The following is a 16,610-nucleotide window of genomic DNA, read 5'->3' as shown; positions in this document are numbered from 1 at the left end:
GCTAACTCGCGGGTTTGGTGTGTTTGGTGACTGACGTGTTAAAACGATAACCAATGCCTCGTTCCGTTTTAATAAGTCTGGGTATTCTCGGGTTCTCCTCGATTTTGCGGCGAAGACGTACCACTAACACATCTATGGTGCGATCTTGGGAGTCTGAACCGTATCCGTGGGTCTTCTCCATCAATTGCTCTCGGGACAGAACGCGCTGTGGTGAAGTGACAAGGGCTTCAAGCAACGAAAACTCGCCGTGAGTGAGTGTGGGTTGGCTGCCATCAGCGCGAACGACAGTGCGTTGCGAGAGGTTTAAGGTCCAGTCTGCAAACTGATAAAGGGTTTCGTGACTGGCTATCGGTGCTGGTTGGGCGGCATTGCTGTTACTGCGTCGGAGTAAGGCGTTGACCCTTGCGGTAAACTCTCGGAGATTAAACGGTTTGAGCATGTAGTCGTCCGCGGCGACTTCCAAACCTATGATGATGTCCGTTTCATCACCTTTCCCCGTCAGCATCATGATGGGAATGTCACTTTGTTCTCGCAATGATTTGGCGAGGGTCAGTCCATCTTCGTTGTTTAAGCGTAAATCAATAACAGCGAGATCGGGCTTTTCGGCGGCAAATAGTTCAATACTGTTTCCAGCTTTCGTGACTTTGTGACCGAGCTGCTGAAGCGCATCAGCGAGCACATCACGGATGTCCTCCTCATCATCGACAACAACGATATGCGAGACATGATTGTTCATAACTACTCCTAACAAACATGTTTCGAGTGTAGCAAGGGTTCGTGTATTCGCCTGAGTGGGCGTAAAAAGCGCGATCTCAGCAATATGTTGAAAGAAGTAAAGTAGGCTTTCAGGTATACTTCGAGGGTAATAATCTGCGTTGAGGCGACATTGCAATATCAAGATGGCTTTTTAATCAGTCGACACAGCCGAGACATTGGCGACCGCACTGAGCTTGTATTTTGGGTTCAAACGCCTTCAGGGCCAGCAAAATTGTTGGTTCATGGTGAAAAGCCCGTTTTCTTTGTCGCGCAAGATTCTGCTTCAGAAGCAGAACGCCTTCTGACTAACGCCGCTATTTCTTTTACGCAAAAGACACTCACCTTAAAGAACTTCGATTACAAACCTGTCGCAGGTTTCTATTTCTCGACGATTTCAGCGTCTACCCGAGCGGCACGAGAGTTGCTGGTGGAAGGAATTGATGCGTTGGAATCTGACGTGCGCCTCGCAGACCGCTATCTTATGGAGCGGTTTATTTGCGGGGGATTAACGTTCGCTGGCGAAGCCGTTCAGCGCAAAGGCTACATTGAATATCGCAACGTGAAAGCCAAAGCGTCGGATTACACTACCTTGCTGTCACGTGTGTCACTGGACATCGAATGCTCTGAAAAAGGCGTGTTGTATTCAATCGGTTTAGACAGTGACGTGGACAGCCGAGTGATCATGGTTGGCGACACGCCTGCCAACGCAGATGAAACGCCTTGGATAGACTGGGTGCCAAACGAGTTGGAGTTGCTGAAAGGGCTCAATAGCTGGTTTGAAGCCTATGATCCTGATGTCGTGGTGGGCTGGAGCGTTGTCGACTTTGACTTCAGGTTGCTCGTTAAACGTGCGGCGTTTAATCAAATTGATTTGCGATTAGGACGAGGAAACGAAAAAGCCCATTGGCGTGATTCCAGCAACAGTCGCCAAGGTTTTATCACGCTTCCTGGTCGCGTGGTCATTGATGGAATCGATGGCCTTAAATCCGCCACATACAGCTTTCGCTCTTGGTCATTGGAGTCTGTCTCTCAAAACATGTTTGGAGAGGGCAAGGCTATAGACAATCCATACGACAGAATGGATTCAATCAATCGTATGTTCCGAGAGGACAAGGTCGCGCTCGCGACCTACAACCTTCAAGATTGTGTTTTGGTTAATCGCATATTCCAAGAAACCCATTTGATGGAATATCTGATCCAACGTAGCCGATTGACGGGGATCGAGCTAGACCGGATTGGCGGCTCAGTGGCGGCCTTTACAAACCTCTATTTGCCAAGGCTTCATCGGGCGGGTTTCGTTGCCCCGACGTTGGCGAGCGAAAACTGGATTGCGAGTCCTGGTGGCTATGTAATGGACAGCAAGCCGGGATTGTATGACTCCGTGCTGGTGTTGGACTTTAAATCGCTGTATCCGTCTATTATTCGCACCTTCTTGATAGACCCACTTGGTCTTATCGAAGGTTTACACACTCCCGATGAGTCTGAAACAGTACCGGGTTTTCGAGGCGGTATTTTCCACCGAGAAAAGCATTTCTTGCCGTCCTTGATTGAAAACCTCTGGCAGGCGAGGGACGAAGCGAAACGTCAGGGTGAAAAAGCGTTCTCGCAAGCGATAAAAATCATCATGAACTCGTTCTATGGCGTGCTTGGTTCATCGGGCTGTCGTTTCTTCGATCATCGGCTGGCATCTTCAATCACGATGCGTGGGCATGAAATCATGAAAATGACGCGTGAACTGATTGAAGCGCAGGGATACGAAGTTATCTATGGCGATACAGATTCGACCTTCGTGTCTTTGGGCAAGCAATATAGCAATGACGATGCTGATGCGATCGGTAACGCCTTGGTCGAGCACATTAACGCGTGGTGGACGAAGCATCTTACCGACGAGTATCAAATTTCATCGGCGTTAGAAATTGAATATGAAACCCATTACCAGAAGTTTCTGATGCCAACGATCCGTGGCCAAGACACGGGCAGCAAGAAACGTTATGCAGGGCTTGTCGATAAAGATGGTGAACGCCGAATTGTTTACAAAGGCTTGGAGACGGTTCGGACGGACTGGACACCTCTCGCGCAGGAGTTTCAACAAACACTCTATCAACGTGTGTTCGACGGCGAAGACATTGAAGAATATGTGCGGAACACGGTTGAAGATACGTTACACGGTCACAATCATGATAAACTTATATACCGTAAACGCTTGAGACGAAAGCTTTCTGACTACGAGAAGAACGTACCGCCACATGTTAAAGCTGCGCGTAAGGCAGATTTGCGCAATGAAAAGTTGGGGCGTTCCCTTCAGTATCAACACGGTGGATGGATTGAGTACGTCATCACGGTCAATGGTGCAGAGCCACTAGAGGCGTTAGAGAGCCCTTATGACTACCAGCACTATGTTGATAAACAACTCAAGCCGATTGCGGATGGCATTTTGCCCTTCATTGGAAAACGTTTTGATGAACTTGCTATGCCGCAATTAGGCCTGTTCTAAAACGAAAACGCCGACATCATCGTCGGCGTTTTGCTTAAGGTCAGTTGCTGACAAATTAGAAGAAGTCGACCTTAGAAACAAAGGGACGTGATGCTACAACAGGGTCAAAGCACACCGCGCCGCGGTTTGGCGTACATACTTTGAAAATGTCGCCACAGTCGAAGATAGCGAGAACAACTTCGTCGTCACAGCCAAAACACGTAGGAAGCTTCTCACCAACGCGGGCAGTCACTTCTCTGCCTTCATGTTCCCATTGCAGAGTAGAAATGCGCGCGTCAGAAACAGGTGCGTCGACATGTTTAGCGATTGCGGAATAGATGGATTCAGCTTGATCCTGAGACTCTGCCGACGGAACGAAAAATGACATAATTCCTCCTAAATTACGTTCTTCCCTGAAACCAATCATCCATAGCCAAACCGACTAATCATATGGGGTAACAATGTTTGGTTATGTTCTGATAATTGGCGTATAACCAACAGGTTATTTTGTTAACCTAACAAACTTAGACTACTAAACGCAATGATATTTTGTGCAACTAGGGGAAATCACCTAGTTGGAAAAATCGCTATTATTGCTGATTTCTTGAGATTCAAGGCTTTTGACTAAATACTCAAGATATTGTTATATAAAGAAATTGGCGGCAAAGTTTGCATTTCATCGAAAAAATCGCTTGAATGAAACGAACCGTAACGATCTCTAGGCAGGTTTGCACATGGAACAATTAGACTTTTTTACTGTGCCCAGCCCTTGTATCGGGGTCTGTCAGGCGAACAATAAAGGCTACTGTAAAGGCTGTCTGAGAAGCCGTGAAGAAAGATTTCACTGGAATGACTTTACCAGTGAGCAACGGCGTAACGTCGTAAGGTTGTGTAAACAGCGTTACCAACGAGTGATGAGAGCGAAGTTGGCTCAAGAAGCCGCCCAGAACAGTGCAGAAGAAGCCAATCCACAGCAGTCTTTATTTGGTGATGAAGAATCGTAAAGAAAGAAGAGCTGACAGGTTTTTCAGCTTGATAACGAAACGAAGAATTAGAGACAAAAAAAGCACCCAATGGGTGCTTTTTTCTTTCAAGCTCAAACGCAATTAGATGCGGATGAAGTCCATGTGCTGAACTTTTGGCTTGAATGGGTGACGTTGGATGTCTTGAGGCTTAACCTTAACTTCCGCGCCGTCGATTACCAGAGTAATCGCTTCGTAGAATTCTGGCTTGTCCATTTGGTTGATTACTGCTTTGTGGTCCAGAGCGATTGCAACTGGAGCTGCTTCACCACCGTAAACAACTGCTGGGAATTGCTCAGCGTGACGCAGGCGGCGGCTCGCACCTTTACCCTGCTCAGTACGTACTACTGCTTCGAATTTCATAATAAATACTCTTAATAGAGATTGGAATAAAGCACCTAGATTTGCGACCAAACTAGGTACCAAGTAAATCGAGCGCGGATATTAACACTCGACCTAGTGCATAACAAGTGAAAATGCGAACTTACATCGATTCTTATGCCTGTTTGCCGCCTTTCTAGGCAAACTGGAGGGGATTGAACCAATATGTTCTAAATTCAATCAGCTAGACTCACGCAACGTCCGACAGCATGTTGTTCACTTCTTGCTGCTAAGCGAATTGTGTGAGGTCGAAGATCTTGTCTCGGATTGCCCAAAATCGACCATTTTTTCTCGCCACCACAAAATCAGGGAAGCGAAGACGGTGTTCTGCGCGCTCTACTTTCGAGGGCGCAGTATCGGTGAAAGGGCGGTGGCGGTCAATCAAGTGCGGGTTGATAAACTTCGCCAAAAATTCTTGTTTCTGACGTTTGGTGGAAAGCGGCCAGACTTCGTGGATCTCTGCGCCATCATGACCGACGTACGTTACTTTTAGCTGCGGCTTATCAAACTTGTTTTTCCCTGTCTCTAAACGCATGTCAGCACACGCCATGATTAAAGCGTCTTTTAGCTTCAAAGCATCACGTAGCTTTTTGTCTGGGTCTACCAAGGCATGATCGCACTGATGGCAGTGACGCGCGGCAATGTCGTTATCAGCACCGCACTCGCTACAGAATTTAGCGCGAAAGCGATACCCACAGATTTCACGTTCACCGTCATCATCTTCAAAGAAGCCTTGGCAACGGCGGCCATAGTGCTCAATAAGAAAACCGTTACTGTCCAATTTACCCCAGAAGTTATTGTTAAAGCCGCACGCCGGGCAGGGCACGGTGACAATTTCACTGTCGCTGTCTGGTTTTGGGTCGCCAATTTCAGGCTGATACAAGTCGTAGACATTACCGGCGTAATCCAGGATCAAACAGTCTGTTTTACCGGGCGATAATCGAAGTCCGCGTCCTGCGATTTGCTGGTAGAGGCTGACAGATTCTGTTGGACGAAGAATTGCGATTAAATCGACGTGCGGCGCATCAAAGCCTGTCGTTAAAACAGAAACGTTTACGAGGTACTTTATCTCGCGTCGTTTAAATCTTTGAATGATATTGTCGCGCTCGTCTTGCGCGGTATCACCAATAACTAAAGCAGACTCTTCTGGTGGAAGTAGAGTGAGGATTTCCTGCGCATGTTTAACGGTTGCGGCAAACACCATCACACCATGGCGATCTTTGGCGTAATCTAGCACTTGGGTGACGATTTGCGGCGTTGCCCTTGGCGCGTTTTCGATAACACGGTCAAGGTCTGCTTCTTTATAAAAACCCGTTGGTGATGCCTTTAAGCTAGAGAAGTCATAACTTAATACCGGTGCATCAAGGATTTTTGCCTCGGTGAGAAAGCCTTCGTCGAGTAGAAAGCGAATGGGAAGTTCGAAGATACAGTCTTTGAAGAAGCGCGGCTTCTCGCTGCGCACTCGACCCGCGGTATGGAACTGATAAATCCAACCCATACCTAAGCGATACGGTGTGGCGGTTAAACCGAGAACCTTTATGCCAGGGTTTACTTCCTGAAGGTGCGTGATGACTTTGCGATAGCTGCTGTCTTCATTATCTGGAACGCGATGACATTCATCGATAACGAGCAACGAAAATTGATCTTTAAATGCATCTAGGTTTCTCACCACAGACTGCACTGACGCGAAGACCACCTTGTCGCTACTTTCTTTACGCCCAAGCCCGGCAGAGAAAATCCCCCCTTTGAGGCCATAGCTTCATATTTCTCGTGGTTTTGCTCAACCAGTTCTTTTACATGAGCAAGTACAAGCACTCGGCCACGAGCCAGCTTAGCCAATTCAGCGATAACAAGGCTTTTACCTGCACCAGTAGGCAGGACAGCAACCGCAGGAGAGCTGTTTTTTCGGAAATAGTGGACGACCGCTTTTACGGCGTCTGCTTGGTATGGGCGAAGGGTATACATGAAACTAAAAAGGCAGCCATATTAGGCTGCCCAGTTTAACGGTGAGACGCTACAAACGCCAGATTAGCGCGTGAGGCGTTTTGACATGATGCAATGCTGACGGCGTGGCATGTAATCGAACTGCTCGTAGAATTCTCGCGCGCCACTGTTACCAATGTTCACTTCTAGGATAACCGCATGACAGTCTTTTTCTGTTGCATGCGCTTCGATATTTGGCAGTACGTGCGAACCAACACCTTGTCTACGCCATTCCGGCGTCAGGTAAATTTGGTCAATCACTGCTATTTGACCGCCTAAATCGACGCTAAAGCTATAGCAAAGCACCACAAACCCAATGATCTCTTGTTCGCCATCATGATCAACCGCCACTAAAAAAACATCACCGTGATTTGGGTGAGAAATCAGAAAACTAAACGCGGTCGTGACGTGTTCAACGTCAAAAGAAAGAGCTTCATGATCGTGTAGCTGTTTGGAGAGGTCTAAAAGGCGCGACATAGAGTCTACAGACGGCGATAACAGCGAAATATTCATAAATGCTTACCTGATCAATAGGTTATGTGATTAGAGATTATAAACACGAATCAACAAACTACCAAAATAAGTCATTCGATTAATGTCAGAATTTAGACTGTAACGAAAATGTTAAGTTCACAATCTCTTAGTGTTGAACATACCTCGGTGAAGTGCAATTTTACCCTGCCAAAAGATAAGACCGATACAGGCTACTTAGCAATTCAAAGAAATTTGCGGTCTCTTTTAGGCTGGAAGGGTCGCTGGGCAAAGAAATGTTGTTCTAGAGCCTGCCGGACATAGAGATTTAGGTATATACTGCGCGGCTAAATTGCCTTCTGGATAAGTTTTAATGATCAGGCTAGATAAATTTCTGTGTGACACCGTTGGCGTGACACGCAAACAAGCAGGCTACTTGCTGAAAGAAAAACGCGTCACTGTAGACGGTGAAATCGTAAAAACTGGCGCAACCAAAATTGCAGAAGATGCAGATGTTGAATTTGACGGCGTGTCTCTGCGTTTGTCTGGCCCTCGTTATTACATGATGAACAAGCCAGAAGGCTATGTGTGCTCGCACGACGACCCGCATAACCCAACGGTGTTTATTCTTATCGACGAAGTGGGTGCAGAGAAGCTGCACATCGCAGGTCGTTTGGATTGCGATACTACTGGCTTGTTGCTTCTGACTGACGATGGTCAATGGTCGCACCGTGTCACTTCACCAAAACATAAGTGCGACAAAACGTACCGTGTTTGGTTGGATGATGCGATTTCTGAAGAAACAGAAGGTTTGTTTGCTGAAGGCCTAATGCTTCGCGGTGAAAAGCAAGAAACCTTGCCGGCACAAATGGTCAAAGTTGATGAGAAAGAAGCGCTGCTGACAATCCACGAAGGTAAGTACCATCAAGTGAAACGTATGTTTGCCGCTGTTGGGAATAGAGTGGTTGGCTTGCATCGTGAGTCTGTTGGTGAACTTGTTCTTGATGAAGAACTGGAGCCGGGTGAATACCGTCCGCTAACAGAAGAAGAGATCGCACTTTTCTTGCCGAAAAAGGCATCATAATTTCAGCGTCACGTTTGAATCCATTGTGGTAACTGGGATTCGATTCAGCACTAACGTGGGTCCAATGAACGTCAAAAGCACTGCATGCAAAATGCAGTGCTTTTTTATGTCCCGTCGCTCAAGAGTGTGATGATGTGCATCTGAGAACACGTTGGGCTAAGAATGTTGTTTTCAAACACGGTTTTTATCTAACTATCTGAGGGTTAGCGGTAAAATCGTTTGTATCCAACTAGAAAGTCATTATTTCCTCAAGGGAATTAATCTAAGTGTTATTATGTGAACTCTGACCCGTTTCGGTCGGCAAAGCCAACTTCTTATTTCACCTTTTCTTACCAAGCGTCCATGACAACGAATGCTATAAATCCGCCAGCGCAACAGCTGACATTCTTATTGATCCTTGTGCTTGGTGCTATTTCAGCACTGACTCCGCTTGCCATCGATATGTACTTACCGGCAATGCCAGAGATAGCGCGAGATCTCGTTGCGACGCCAGGGCAGGTGCAAACCACACTCGCTGCGTACACAGCCGGCTTTGCTATTGGACAGCTTATTCACGGACCAATTTCAGACAGCTATGGCCGTCGACCTGTGCTGATCGTCGGTACCTTGTTGTTCTTGGTGGGTGCCGTTGTGAGTGCTTTGGCATCCGATATCGACACACTGACATATGTGCGTGCAGCACAAGGCTTCTGTGGTGCCGCTGCAGCAGTTGTTATTCAAGCCTTGGTACGTGACATGTTCGACCGCGAGGATTTCGCCCGCACCATGTCGTTCATCACGCTTGTTATGACAGTTGCACCATTGGCAGCTCCAATGATTGGTGGTTATCTTGCTGTGTGGTTTGGCTGGCGCTCTATTTTCTGGTTGCTGGCAGGCTTTGCAGTCCTGGTGACGATTTTGATCATCACTTTGATCCCTGAAACTTTGCCCGTAGACCGTCGTCCGCCTTTGAGAATCGGTGCAACACTCCGAAACTATCTGAAAATTCTTCGCACCAGAAAGTCAGTGGGTTACATCTTTGCATCCGGCTTTTCCTTCGCAGGAATGTTCTCATTTTTGACTGCAGGCTCGTTCGTTTACATCGACTACTATGGCGTAAGCGTTCAGAACTTTGGTTATCTGTTTGGTCTTAACGTGGTCTGCTTGATCTTCATGACCTCGTTCAACGGCAAGTTTGTACGCAAGCTTGGCAGCGAAAAAATGCTGAAGATTGGCCTGACAATTCAACTGTTGGCCGGTATCGCCCTCATCGTCGGTCAGGTGTTCGAACTTGGTCTGTGGGGCACGGTGATTCCGGTTGTGTTCTTCGTTGGTACTATCTCAATTGTGGGTAGTAACTCAATGGCGTGTGTATTGAGCAGCTATCCTGAACTTGCAGGTACAGCCTCTTCGCTGGCAGGAACAATGCGATTTGGGACAGGCACATTAGTTGGTGGTATAGTCGCGTCGATTCCGGTTCAGTCAGCATGGCCAATGACAGGTGCCATGGCTGTTTGTGCCATTCTATCTGCCCTGTTTTACTGGGGTTTAGCGAAAAAATAAGAACATGAGTTACATTCTAGATATTAAATCACTGGTAGATTCTGCGCTGGCTGAGCTAGAAGAAGCGAAAGCTTCGGGCAAAATTCAGAGCAACCCAGTGAGTGAAGAGTCGTTCCTGTGCCGCTGGGTCGCGCAGGCGATGAAAAAGCAGCGTTTCAGCAATACCGTTGCGAAAGAAATGACTGCTTGGGTACAAAACGGCCGTAGTCTTGGTAAAAACGCGAACATCAAAGGTCAGATGCTGCATATCGCGAAGGTATACCACACGGTATATCCTGAAGGTGATACACATTCACCCATCACCCGTGCGCAGTTTGATGAGCTTGTTGAAAAGCTGAATGCCGAAGATTGGATGATCCACACCGAATACGAAATCAATCGTAAAGTGCGTGTGATTTCGGACGGTCAGCATTCTTTTGCGGTTTGTAGTAATGCATTGGCGAAGTGCTTTAATGAGGCTGGCGAGTTGGTTAAACCGTTGAGCTGTATGTTCGTGGCCCTGAGCCTTGGTTTTTGGAAACCGTGCTGGAAAAGGGCATGCTGCTTACCAAAGTCACTGATTACAAGTCGATCGTGAAATACCACGGCGAATACGTGATGTGGCCGAGCAACCAAGCAGATCGTTTGGTGGCCTTGCCGCAAAGCCTTAAACCTTAAAATTAGGGCAACGTTCGCTGTCAATTATTGAGGGCGGGGCGAGGGAGAAATCTCTGTCGCCCCGCTTTTTTTTGCAAGCGCGAACGCCATGCCTCTGAAAATAAAAAGATGCGGAATCATCATGGCGAACCAGTAAAGTAACCCCGGAAAGCCCGCAGGGTGCCACCAAGCCTGAATATCGAGTGTTCTGAAATCACCGTGTTCTTCAATCGAGAACTCTAAGCGTCCGAGCCCTGGAGCTTTCATTCCGAATAGCAGTGATAAATGCTTCTGTTTGTCACACTGAATAACTTTCCAACTGTCTATGTAATCGCCAACGCTCAGAGTGTCAGCGTTAGGACGACGCTTTTTCAGCGCCTCACCACCAATTGCTGCATCCATATAAGCACGTAATTGCCATAACCAGTTACCAAAGAAATAGCCTTCTTCGCCACCGACTTTTTGTATGTTTTTCCAGAGTGCACTTGCGCTCGCATTTGTCTTTACAGTAAAGCCCGCTTGCTTGGGATAGTAGCCATAACTTTTGTGCCAACGCGCAATCGCATCAGGGTCATATCCCCAAATCTCGCTTTTTACGACATCACTCTCGTTGGCAAGAGCTACTTCAACAGCAGCTTCAAAGTTAATGGCGGGTAAGGGGATGAGAGAAGAGATATCTGGCTTATCAGAGACCAAGTTGTGAGATAGACCTTCTACCAATGCAGAAGCGACAAATGTGGGGACAGAGGTAACCACTGAGAGCAGCGATGCTGCCATCTTGGGTGTCAGTAGTGGCACTTTAAAAATGGCGATGCGTTTGTTGAGAAGCCGAGCGAGTCGCCGCATTTGTTGCTCGTAACTTATCGCTTCAGGCCCCTTCATTTCTAAAATAGGCGAGGCTTCGAGTGACAACGTCACTAAACGAAGCAAATACTGAATCACGGTCTCCAGCGCGATAGGGCAAGATTGTGATGAAACCCACTTGGGTACTACGACGATTAGCATGTGAGACACCACATCCCGCATCACCTCAAATGCAGCAGATCCTGACCCAATGATAATGCCGGCTCTTAATTCGATAACTTGAACGCCGCTTTCCCTAAGAATGTTGCCAGTTGCTTTACGTGCGCTTAAATGGGAAGACGATTCACCATCGGGCTGAGTCGCCCCTAGGTATACAAGACGAGAAACCTGACTTTTAGAGAGTGCGGTTGAAACTTTTCGTGCAATGGCCAGTTCATAATCATGAAAAGAAGTCCCTGATGCCATCCCGTGTACCAAATAGTAAACCACGTCGATGCCGAGAAGGGTCTTTCCAAGTAGCTCGGCGCATTCCTCAGCGAGGTCGAGTTGAACAAGAGAAACGTTAGGGTGCGCATGCCAGTTTTGTTTTTCTAGTTGAGCGAGACTGCGACTTGTTGCGGTAACGAAATGCCCTTCGCGCAACAAAGCGGGAACGAGATTGCTTCCAACATAGCCATTGGCACCAATAACAAGGATTCGAGAAGGCATTGAAAGCTTTGTGTCTTTCATTAGGCATCCGCTTTTTGGACGGTAAAAACTAAAAATAAATCTTATCCAGTTTACAAGGCAGTTGAAGTGCATTTCTCAGAAAATGTGACACTTCAAGCCAGTTAACTCGTATTGTTATTGTGTGGAACACGTAAGAAAGTGTTTGTGCTGTAACACCATTGAAATGAAGGTGAATCTGTTAATTCTGAGTGACTGCACAAAGCGCGTGTGAATATTTGTATGATGAATTGGTCAAATCCACCTTATGTCAACATTCGTCAAAATGAGTACTTGGTGCAAATCCCTTTCTTGACAGCCAATATTGCGGTAAATTGCATCACCAATCTTTTGCGTATAAATGACGTAAGCAAAGGAAATTATTCAGAAAGGGGACATGATGTTAGAGCTGGTAGGTCTTTGCAAAGGTTATCTCGATGGTGGGGAATTCCACCCGGTGTTGCAAGGTGCCGAACTGTCTTTAACTAAGCATGACCAAATGGCCTTGATGGGCGAAAGTGGCTCAGGAAAAAGTACGCTGCTTAATCTCATTGGCGGATTGGACAACCCAGATTCCGGTGAAATCTGGATTGATAAAACACCGCTTCACGACCTTTCCGAACGCGAACGTACACGATACCGCCGACACAACATTGGTATGGTTTTCCAGCAATTTAACCTGCTACCAACCTTGACCATCGCCGATAACATTCGATTCTGCCGCCAGCTAAAGGGCCTTCCTGAAGACGATAGCTTATGGCGTCAAATTCTCTCAGCGTTAGATCTTATGCCGCTACTTGGCCGTTACCCTGAAGAAGTGTCAGGTGGTCAACAGCAGCGTGCAGCGATTGCACGTGCTTTATATATGGAACCAAAGATCTTACTCGCGGACGAACCGACCGGGAGCTTGGATGAGCGCAATGCTGAGGCCGTGATGCGTCTATTGACATCACTGACCAAGTCACTGGATTGCGCATTACTGATTGTGACGCACAGTGAGAAAGTGGCTGACCATTTAGGTAATCGTGTGACCTTGCAAGGGGGCGTTCTCAATGTACGTACCCGTAGCTAAAGCCCTTTTCGGACATTACCGCCGACATCCTTTTCAGGTTTTGTTGGTGTGGTTAGGTCTGACCTTGGGGGTGGCGTTGCTGGTGGGTGTTATGTCCATCAACCAACATGCGAAAGACAGCTACGAAAAAGGGGCCAATTTATTTACCAATCCTTTCCCTTACGTACTGCAACACCAACAACGCGGAAAACGCATTCCTGAATCTCTTTATGTCTCATTGAGACGAGAGGGTTTCGCGCAATGTGTGCCGATTGATTTTCTGCGCACACGAACGGCAGACGGCGAAGACATCCAACTGATGGGTGTTGATACCGTTGCCATGTTCTCCTTCAACCGCGCAAATCCGGATGCCATCAAAAACCAACAGCCACTTTCACTTGGTTATGAGTCGCTTTGGGTTAGTCAAGAATTAGCAAATCACTTTGGTTGGAAAGAAGGCCAGAACCTCAAGCTTGAAAGCGGCCAGACAATTGGTCCGATCAAGCTGATGGAAGCAAGGCACATTGGTGCAGGTACCCGTATATTCGGTGATATGTCGGTTATCCGCTCGCTTTCAGACCACAAAGGGTTCAAACAAGTCTATTGTGGCGAGATGTCGAAAGCGGAAAGGGATGCACTGCGCGCATTTGTTCAGCCGACTGCGATGTTGACTCGCACAGAATCGGCGCAACTTGGCCCACTGACACATGCTTTCCATCTGAACTTGTTTGCGATGGGGCTTCTCGCGTTTGTCGTTGGCCTGTTCATTTTCTACCAAGCCATCTCTCTGTCGATGGCGCAGCGTCAGCCTTTGGTTGGCACCATGCGCGAACTCGGTGTTGGGCGTAAATCGCTTGCTCTGGTTGTGTCACTGGAAATGTTGATTTGGCTATTCCTTGGCCTCATTGGCGGTAATGTTGCAGGCCTAAACCTAGCGCAAAAACTGATGCTACAGTCGCAACTACCCTGAGCGATCTCTACGGTGCAAACATCGACCTTACGCTCAAATGGCAATGGGAATGGGGCTTCTACAGCTTCTTGTTGGGTGTGTGCGGATTCATTTTAGCGTCAGGTTGGCCGCTCTATCGATTGCTCACCACGCCGCCAGCACATTTGTCCAAGCGCATGTCTTTGGTGCGTTTTTCTGGCAAAGAGTTTAAGTGGCAAGCGGGTATCGCGATCCTCCTCATCATTGTGGCTTTCTTTGTTTACAGTGCCCCGCAAAGCCAGGCTCAAGGCTTCACACTGATTGCTTTGATTTTGATCAGCGGCGGTTTGCTGTTGCCTTACTTTATGTGGAAGTCGTTCTTGTTGGTGTCAGACAAAGTGAAATCGGCAAGATTGCGATGGTTGATGTCTGATGCTTCAGCCAGTCTGACTTACCGTGGTATTGCCGCCATGGCGTTTATGATGGCGATTGCCACCAACATTGGTATGGAAACCATGGTAGGCAGCTTCCGCAACACTACCGAAAATTGGCTGCAGCAGCGTCTCGCCGCCGATGTCTACATTCGCCCAGAAAAAGCCACGGTTGTGACGTTATCTGACTGGCTGAAAGGTCATCCAGATGTAGAGCAAAACCTTGTTCAATGGCGACACGAAATCGATTCGTCACGCGGCGTGGTTGAAATTCAAACCATTGGTAGCAGCACTGAAGAACGTGAAGCACTCGCGCTGAAAGTGACCGTGCCGGATTATTGGAACATGTTGCATCAACACCAGTCTCTCTTAGTGAGTGAGTCGCTGGCGTTAGAATATGATGTGGAAACGGGCGACGTGATCCAACTTCCTGCTCCCTTTACTGACCAGTGGACAGTAGCAGGGGTGTATTTCGATTACGGTAATCCGCATGGCCAAGTGATTGTTTCCAACCGCTCCGAACTGCTTCCTTGGATTGAAGACCAAGGTCGTGTGGGCGTCGCGGCAAAACTCAAAGACGGTTCTGATGGTGATGTGTTAGCGAATGATCTCAAACAGCAATTCGGCCTATTAGATTCACAAATCAGCAACCAGCGCGACATTTTAGCCATGGCCATGCGCATCTTTGATAGAACATTCTTGGTGACGGATACCTTGTGTACCTTGACACTGATTATTGCTATTTGTGGGTTGTTCTTCTCTACATTGGCGACCGAGCTTTCTCGTCAACGTCAGTATGCCTTACTTCGTTACATGGGTATTTCCGGTAGAGAATTGGCGTTTGTAGGTGGCGGACAACTCATGTTGATTGGTTTGTTCTCTGCGTTGTTTGCTTTGCCGTTAGGCCTGATCATTGCCGAAGTATTGGTGAACATCGTGCTGAAATACTCCTTTGGTTGGACAATGACGGTGTCTTACTTCCCATTTAGCTATTTCGTCACCTTGGGTGGCGCGTTGGCGTCATTGTTGATTGCTGGCTGCTGGCCGGTTTGGCGACTCATCAAGCGCTCCGCCATTTTGTCTCTCAGGGAGGCGCAATAATGACAAGCAGAGAGCCAGAAAACGCCCTTATTCTGCGCATTATAGGTTGGAGCGCGGTCATCGTTCTATGTGTTATCGCTTTCTTTGGCAGCGTCTTATTTAAAAGTACGCCACCTGAGCGTGGAGCTGTCGAAATGCTACTGGCAGACAACGAGAAGGGGTTTGCCAATGTAGAACGCGGATATGAAATTCGTTTTCCTGATGATTACGGCTTGCATGAAAACTATCGTCAAGAATGGTGGTATGTCACTGCCAACTTGAAAGATAGCGAAGGCAATGAGTACGGTGTTCAATGGACAGTGTTCCGAAGTGCTGTATCGCCTAAGAAAGGCGAAGCCTGGAACAACCAGCATATCTACATGGCACATGCGGTACTAACAACCAAAGACGTGACGTACAAATCCGAACGCTTTGCGCGTGGCGGTATCGGTCAGGCTGGCGTTTCATCAAGTCCGTTTTCTGTGTGGATTGATGATTGGCAATGGTCGTCATCCAGCGAGTCACCTTTCCCTGCCACCTTGATGGGGGGCGAGCAAGACTTCTATTTCAACCTGGATATGCAACTGACGCAGCCTGAAGTGCTTCAAGGTGAGAAGGGTTTTAGCCAAAAACATGCGACGCAGAATGTCGCATCGTATTACTTCAGTGTGCCAGCAGTTGAGTTGTCGGGTACGTTGAACATTGATGGTAAATCTGTCGCGGTTGAGGGCAAAGGCTGGATTGATCGTGAGTGGAGCACAAAAGCACTCAGCGATGATCAGAAAGGATGGGACTGGTTTGCGCTTCAGTTCGACGACGGAGGCTCACTCATGATGGTGCAAGTTCGTAGCGAAAATGGTCCTTACCGTTTTGGTTCTATTACCAGTGCCGCTGGTGAAACGCAAAGACTTGAGTCCGACGAAATTGAAATGACACCTGTCTCATTCACCAAGGTCTCTTCCGGACGTTATGTGCCGACGCATTGGCAGTTAAAACTGAAAAATTATGACCTTTCAATCGAGACCACTCCGCTCAATGAGCAAAACTGGTTACCTTTTGCTTTCCCATACTGGGAGGGACCCGTTGACGTCTCTGGCTCAAAGCAGGGAGCTGGCTTCATGGAAGCGACTGGCTATTAATACACGCCAGCATCAGTAAAAAAAGGCACCTCGGTGCTTTTTTAGTTCACACCTGAGAATCTGTTTAATTTCCCCATAAATTCCTTTGGTTACCACGAGTTTCTTTGAGCAATACACTGACAAA

Annotated in this window: 11 protein-coding genes and 3 pseudogenes; 8 read left to right on the top strand and 6 right to left on the bottom strand. The window is 47.6% G+C overall.

Annotation, left to right across the window (positions count from 1 at the left end; genetic code table 11):
* Position 1 precedes the first annotated feature (1 nt).
* Complete coding sequence (locus ATN88_RS19100) at positions 2 to 736, bottom strand: winged helix-turn-helix domain-containing protein (RefSeq protein WP_067419247.1); 735 nt, start codon at positions 734 to 736, stop codon at positions 2 to 4.
* 150 nt (positions 737 to 886) lie between these two features.
* Here ATN88_RS19100 and ATN88_RS19095 point away from each other — a divergent pair, with 150 nt between their 5' ends.
* A complete protein-coding gene (locus tag ATN88_RS19095) occupies positions 887 to 3,250 on the top strand; it encodes a DNA polymerase II (protein WP_067419246.1) in 2,364 nt (787 codons plus the stop codon).
* Positions 3,251 to 3,305: 55 nt separating this feature from the next.
* Here ATN88_RS19095 and ATN88_RS19090 read toward each other — a convergent pair whose 3' ends face one another.
* Positions 3,306 to 3,617 (bottom strand): hypothetical protein, encoded by a 312-nt coding sequence (locus ATN88_RS19090; RefSeq protein ID WP_067419245.1) that lies wholly within the window; start codon positions 3,615 to 3,617, stop codon positions 3,306 to 3,308.
* A gap of 346 nt (positions 3,618 to 3,963) precedes the next feature.
* Between ATN88_RS19090 and ATN88_RS19085 the strand changes: the two genes are divergently transcribed.
* Positions 3,964 to 4,233, top strand: coding sequence for a DUF1289 domain-containing protein (locus ATN88_RS19085; protein WP_067419244.1), 270 nt, complete (start codon positions 3,964 to 3,966; stop codon positions 4,231 to 4,233).
* Between the two features lie 102 nt (positions 4,234 to 4,335).
* Here the strand turns inward: ATN88_RS19085 and rplY are convergent, their stop codons facing one another.
* From rplY to ATN88_RS19070, 3 genes and pseudogenes are all read right to left on the bottom strand, one after another.
* Positions 4,336 to 4,614 carry a 50S ribosomal protein L25 gene (rplY, locus tag ATN88_RS19080; protein WP_067419243.1) on the bottom strand — a complete coding sequence of 93 codons (279 nt, stop codon included), beginning with the start codon at positions 4,612 to 4,614 and terminating at the stop codon, positions 4,336 to 4,338.
* Positions 4,615 to 4,861: 247 nt separating this feature from the next.
* A pseudogene (locus ATN88_RS28405) lies at positions 4,862 to 6,597 on the bottom strand (DEAD/DEAH box helicase).
* Between the two features lie 63 nt (positions 6,598 to 6,660).
* On the bottom strand, positions 6,661 to 7,128 hold the full coding sequence (locus ATN88_RS19070; protein WP_067419242.1) for a GNAT family N-acetyltransferase: 468 nt from the start codon (positions 7,126 to 7,128) through the stop codon (positions 6,661 to 6,663).
* Positions 7,129 to 7,459: 331 nt separating this feature from the next.
* On the opposite strand from ATN88_RS19070, the gene rsuA reads away from it, so the two are divergent.
* The 3 genes and pseudogenes from rsuA to ATN88_RS19055 all read left to right on the top strand — a co-directional run bounded on the left by rsuA (position 7,460) and on the right by ATN88_RS19055 (position 10,369).
* On the top strand, positions 7,460 to 8,170 hold the full coding sequence (gene rsuA, locus ATN88_RS19065) for a 16S rRNA pseudouridine(516) synthase RsuA (protein ID WP_067419241.1): 711 nt from the start codon (positions 7,460 to 7,462) through the stop codon (positions 8,168 to 8,170).
* Between the two features lie 342 nt (positions 8,171 to 8,512).
* Positions 8,513 to 9,712: a Bcr/CflA family multidrug efflux MFS transporter gene (locus ATN88_RS19060; protein WP_067419313.1), complete on the top strand. Its 1,200-nt coding sequence runs from the start codon at positions 8,513 to 8,515 to the stop codon at positions 9,710 to 9,712.
* A 4-nt stretch (positions 9,713 to 9,716) separates the two neighbouring features.
* A pseudogene (locus ATN88_RS19055) lies at positions 9,717 to 10,369 on the top strand (DUF2913 family protein).
* 24 nt (positions 10,370 to 10,393) lie between these two features.
* Here ATN88_RS19055 and ATN88_RS19050 read toward each other — a convergent pair.
* A complete protein-coding gene (locus ATN88_RS19050; RefSeq protein WP_067419240.1) occupies positions 10,394 to 11,881 on the bottom strand; it encodes a DUF2867 domain-containing protein in 1,488 nt (495 codons plus the stop codon).
* Between the two features lie 376 nt (positions 11,882 to 12,257).
* Here ATN88_RS19050 and ATN88_RS19045 point away from each other — a divergent pair, with 376 nt between their 5' ends.
* The 3 genes and pseudogenes from ATN88_RS19045 to ATN88_RS19035 all read left to right on the top strand — a co-directional run bounded on the left by ATN88_RS19045 (position 12,258) and on the right by ATN88_RS19035 (position 16,486).
* Positions 12,258 to 12,929, top strand: coding sequence for an ABC transporter ATP-binding protein (locus ATN88_RS19045; RefSeq protein ID WP_067419311.1), 672 nt, complete (start codon positions 12,258 to 12,260; stop codon positions 12,927 to 12,929).
* A pseudogene (locus ATN88_RS19040) lies at positions 12,910 to 15,368 on the top strand (FtsX-like permease family protein). The gene ATN88_RS19045 and the pseudogene ATN88_RS19040 overlap by 20 nt, the downstream one beginning before the upstream one ends.
* A complete protein-coding gene (locus ATN88_RS19035; protein ID WP_083539535.1) occupies positions 15,368 to 16,486 on the top strand; it encodes a lipocalin-like domain-containing protein in 1,119 nt (372 codons plus the stop codon). Before ATN88_RS19040 ends, ATN88_RS19035 begins: the two are co-directional and overlap by 1 nt.
* Positions 16,487 to 16,610 lie beyond the last annotated feature (124 nt).

It is taken from the genome of Enterovibrio coralii (assembly GCF_001559595.1).
GTDB classification, from domain to species: Bacteria; Pseudomonadota; Gammaproteobacteria; order Enterobacterales; family Vibrionaceae; genus Enterovibrio; species Enterovibrio coralii.
This window is presented reverse-complemented; position numbering and strand designations above follow the sequence as displayed.

Excerpts from the sequence above, each read along its gene's own strand:
- ATN88_RS19100 (WP_067419247.1), bottom strand. The coding sequence starts at position 736 with ATGAACAATCATGTCTCGCATATCGTTGTTGTCGATGATGAGGAGGAC.
- ATN88_RS19090 (WP_067419245.1), bottom strand. The coding sequence starts at position 3,617 with ATGTCATTTTTCGTTCCGTCGGCAGAGTCTCAGGATCAAGCTGAATCC.
- ATN88_RS19085 (WP_067419244.1), top strand. The coding sequence starts at position 3,964 with ATGGAACAATTAGACTTTTTTACTGTGCCCAGCCCTTGTATCGGGGTC.
- rplY (WP_067419243.1), bottom strand. The coding sequence starts at position 4,614 with ATGAAATTCGAAGCAGTAGTACGTACTGAGCAGGGTAAAGGTGCGAGC.
- ATN88_RS19070 (WP_067419242.1), bottom strand. The coding sequence starts at position 7,128 with ATGAATATTTCGCTGTTATCGCCGTCTGTAGACTCTATGTCGCGCCTT.
- rsuA (WP_067419241.1), top strand. The coding sequence starts at position 7,460 with ATGATCAGGCTAGATAAATTTCTGTGTGACACCGTTGGCGTGACACGC.
- ATN88_RS19060 (WP_067419313.1), top strand. The coding sequence starts at position 8,513 with ATGACAACGAATGCTATAAATCCGCCAGCGCAACAGCTGACATTCTTA.
- ATN88_RS19050 (WP_067419240.1), bottom strand. The coding sequence starts at position 11,881 with ATGAAAGACACAAAGCTTTCAATGCCTTCTCGAATCCTTGTTATTGGT.
- ATN88_RS19045 (WP_067419311.1), top strand. The coding sequence starts at position 12,258 with ATGTTAGAGCTGGTAGGTCTTTGCAAAGGTTATCTCGATGGTGGGGAA.
- ATN88_RS19035 (WP_083539535.1), top strand. The coding sequence starts at position 15,368 with ATGACAAGCAGAGAGCCAGAAAACGCCCTTATTCTGCGCATTATAGGT.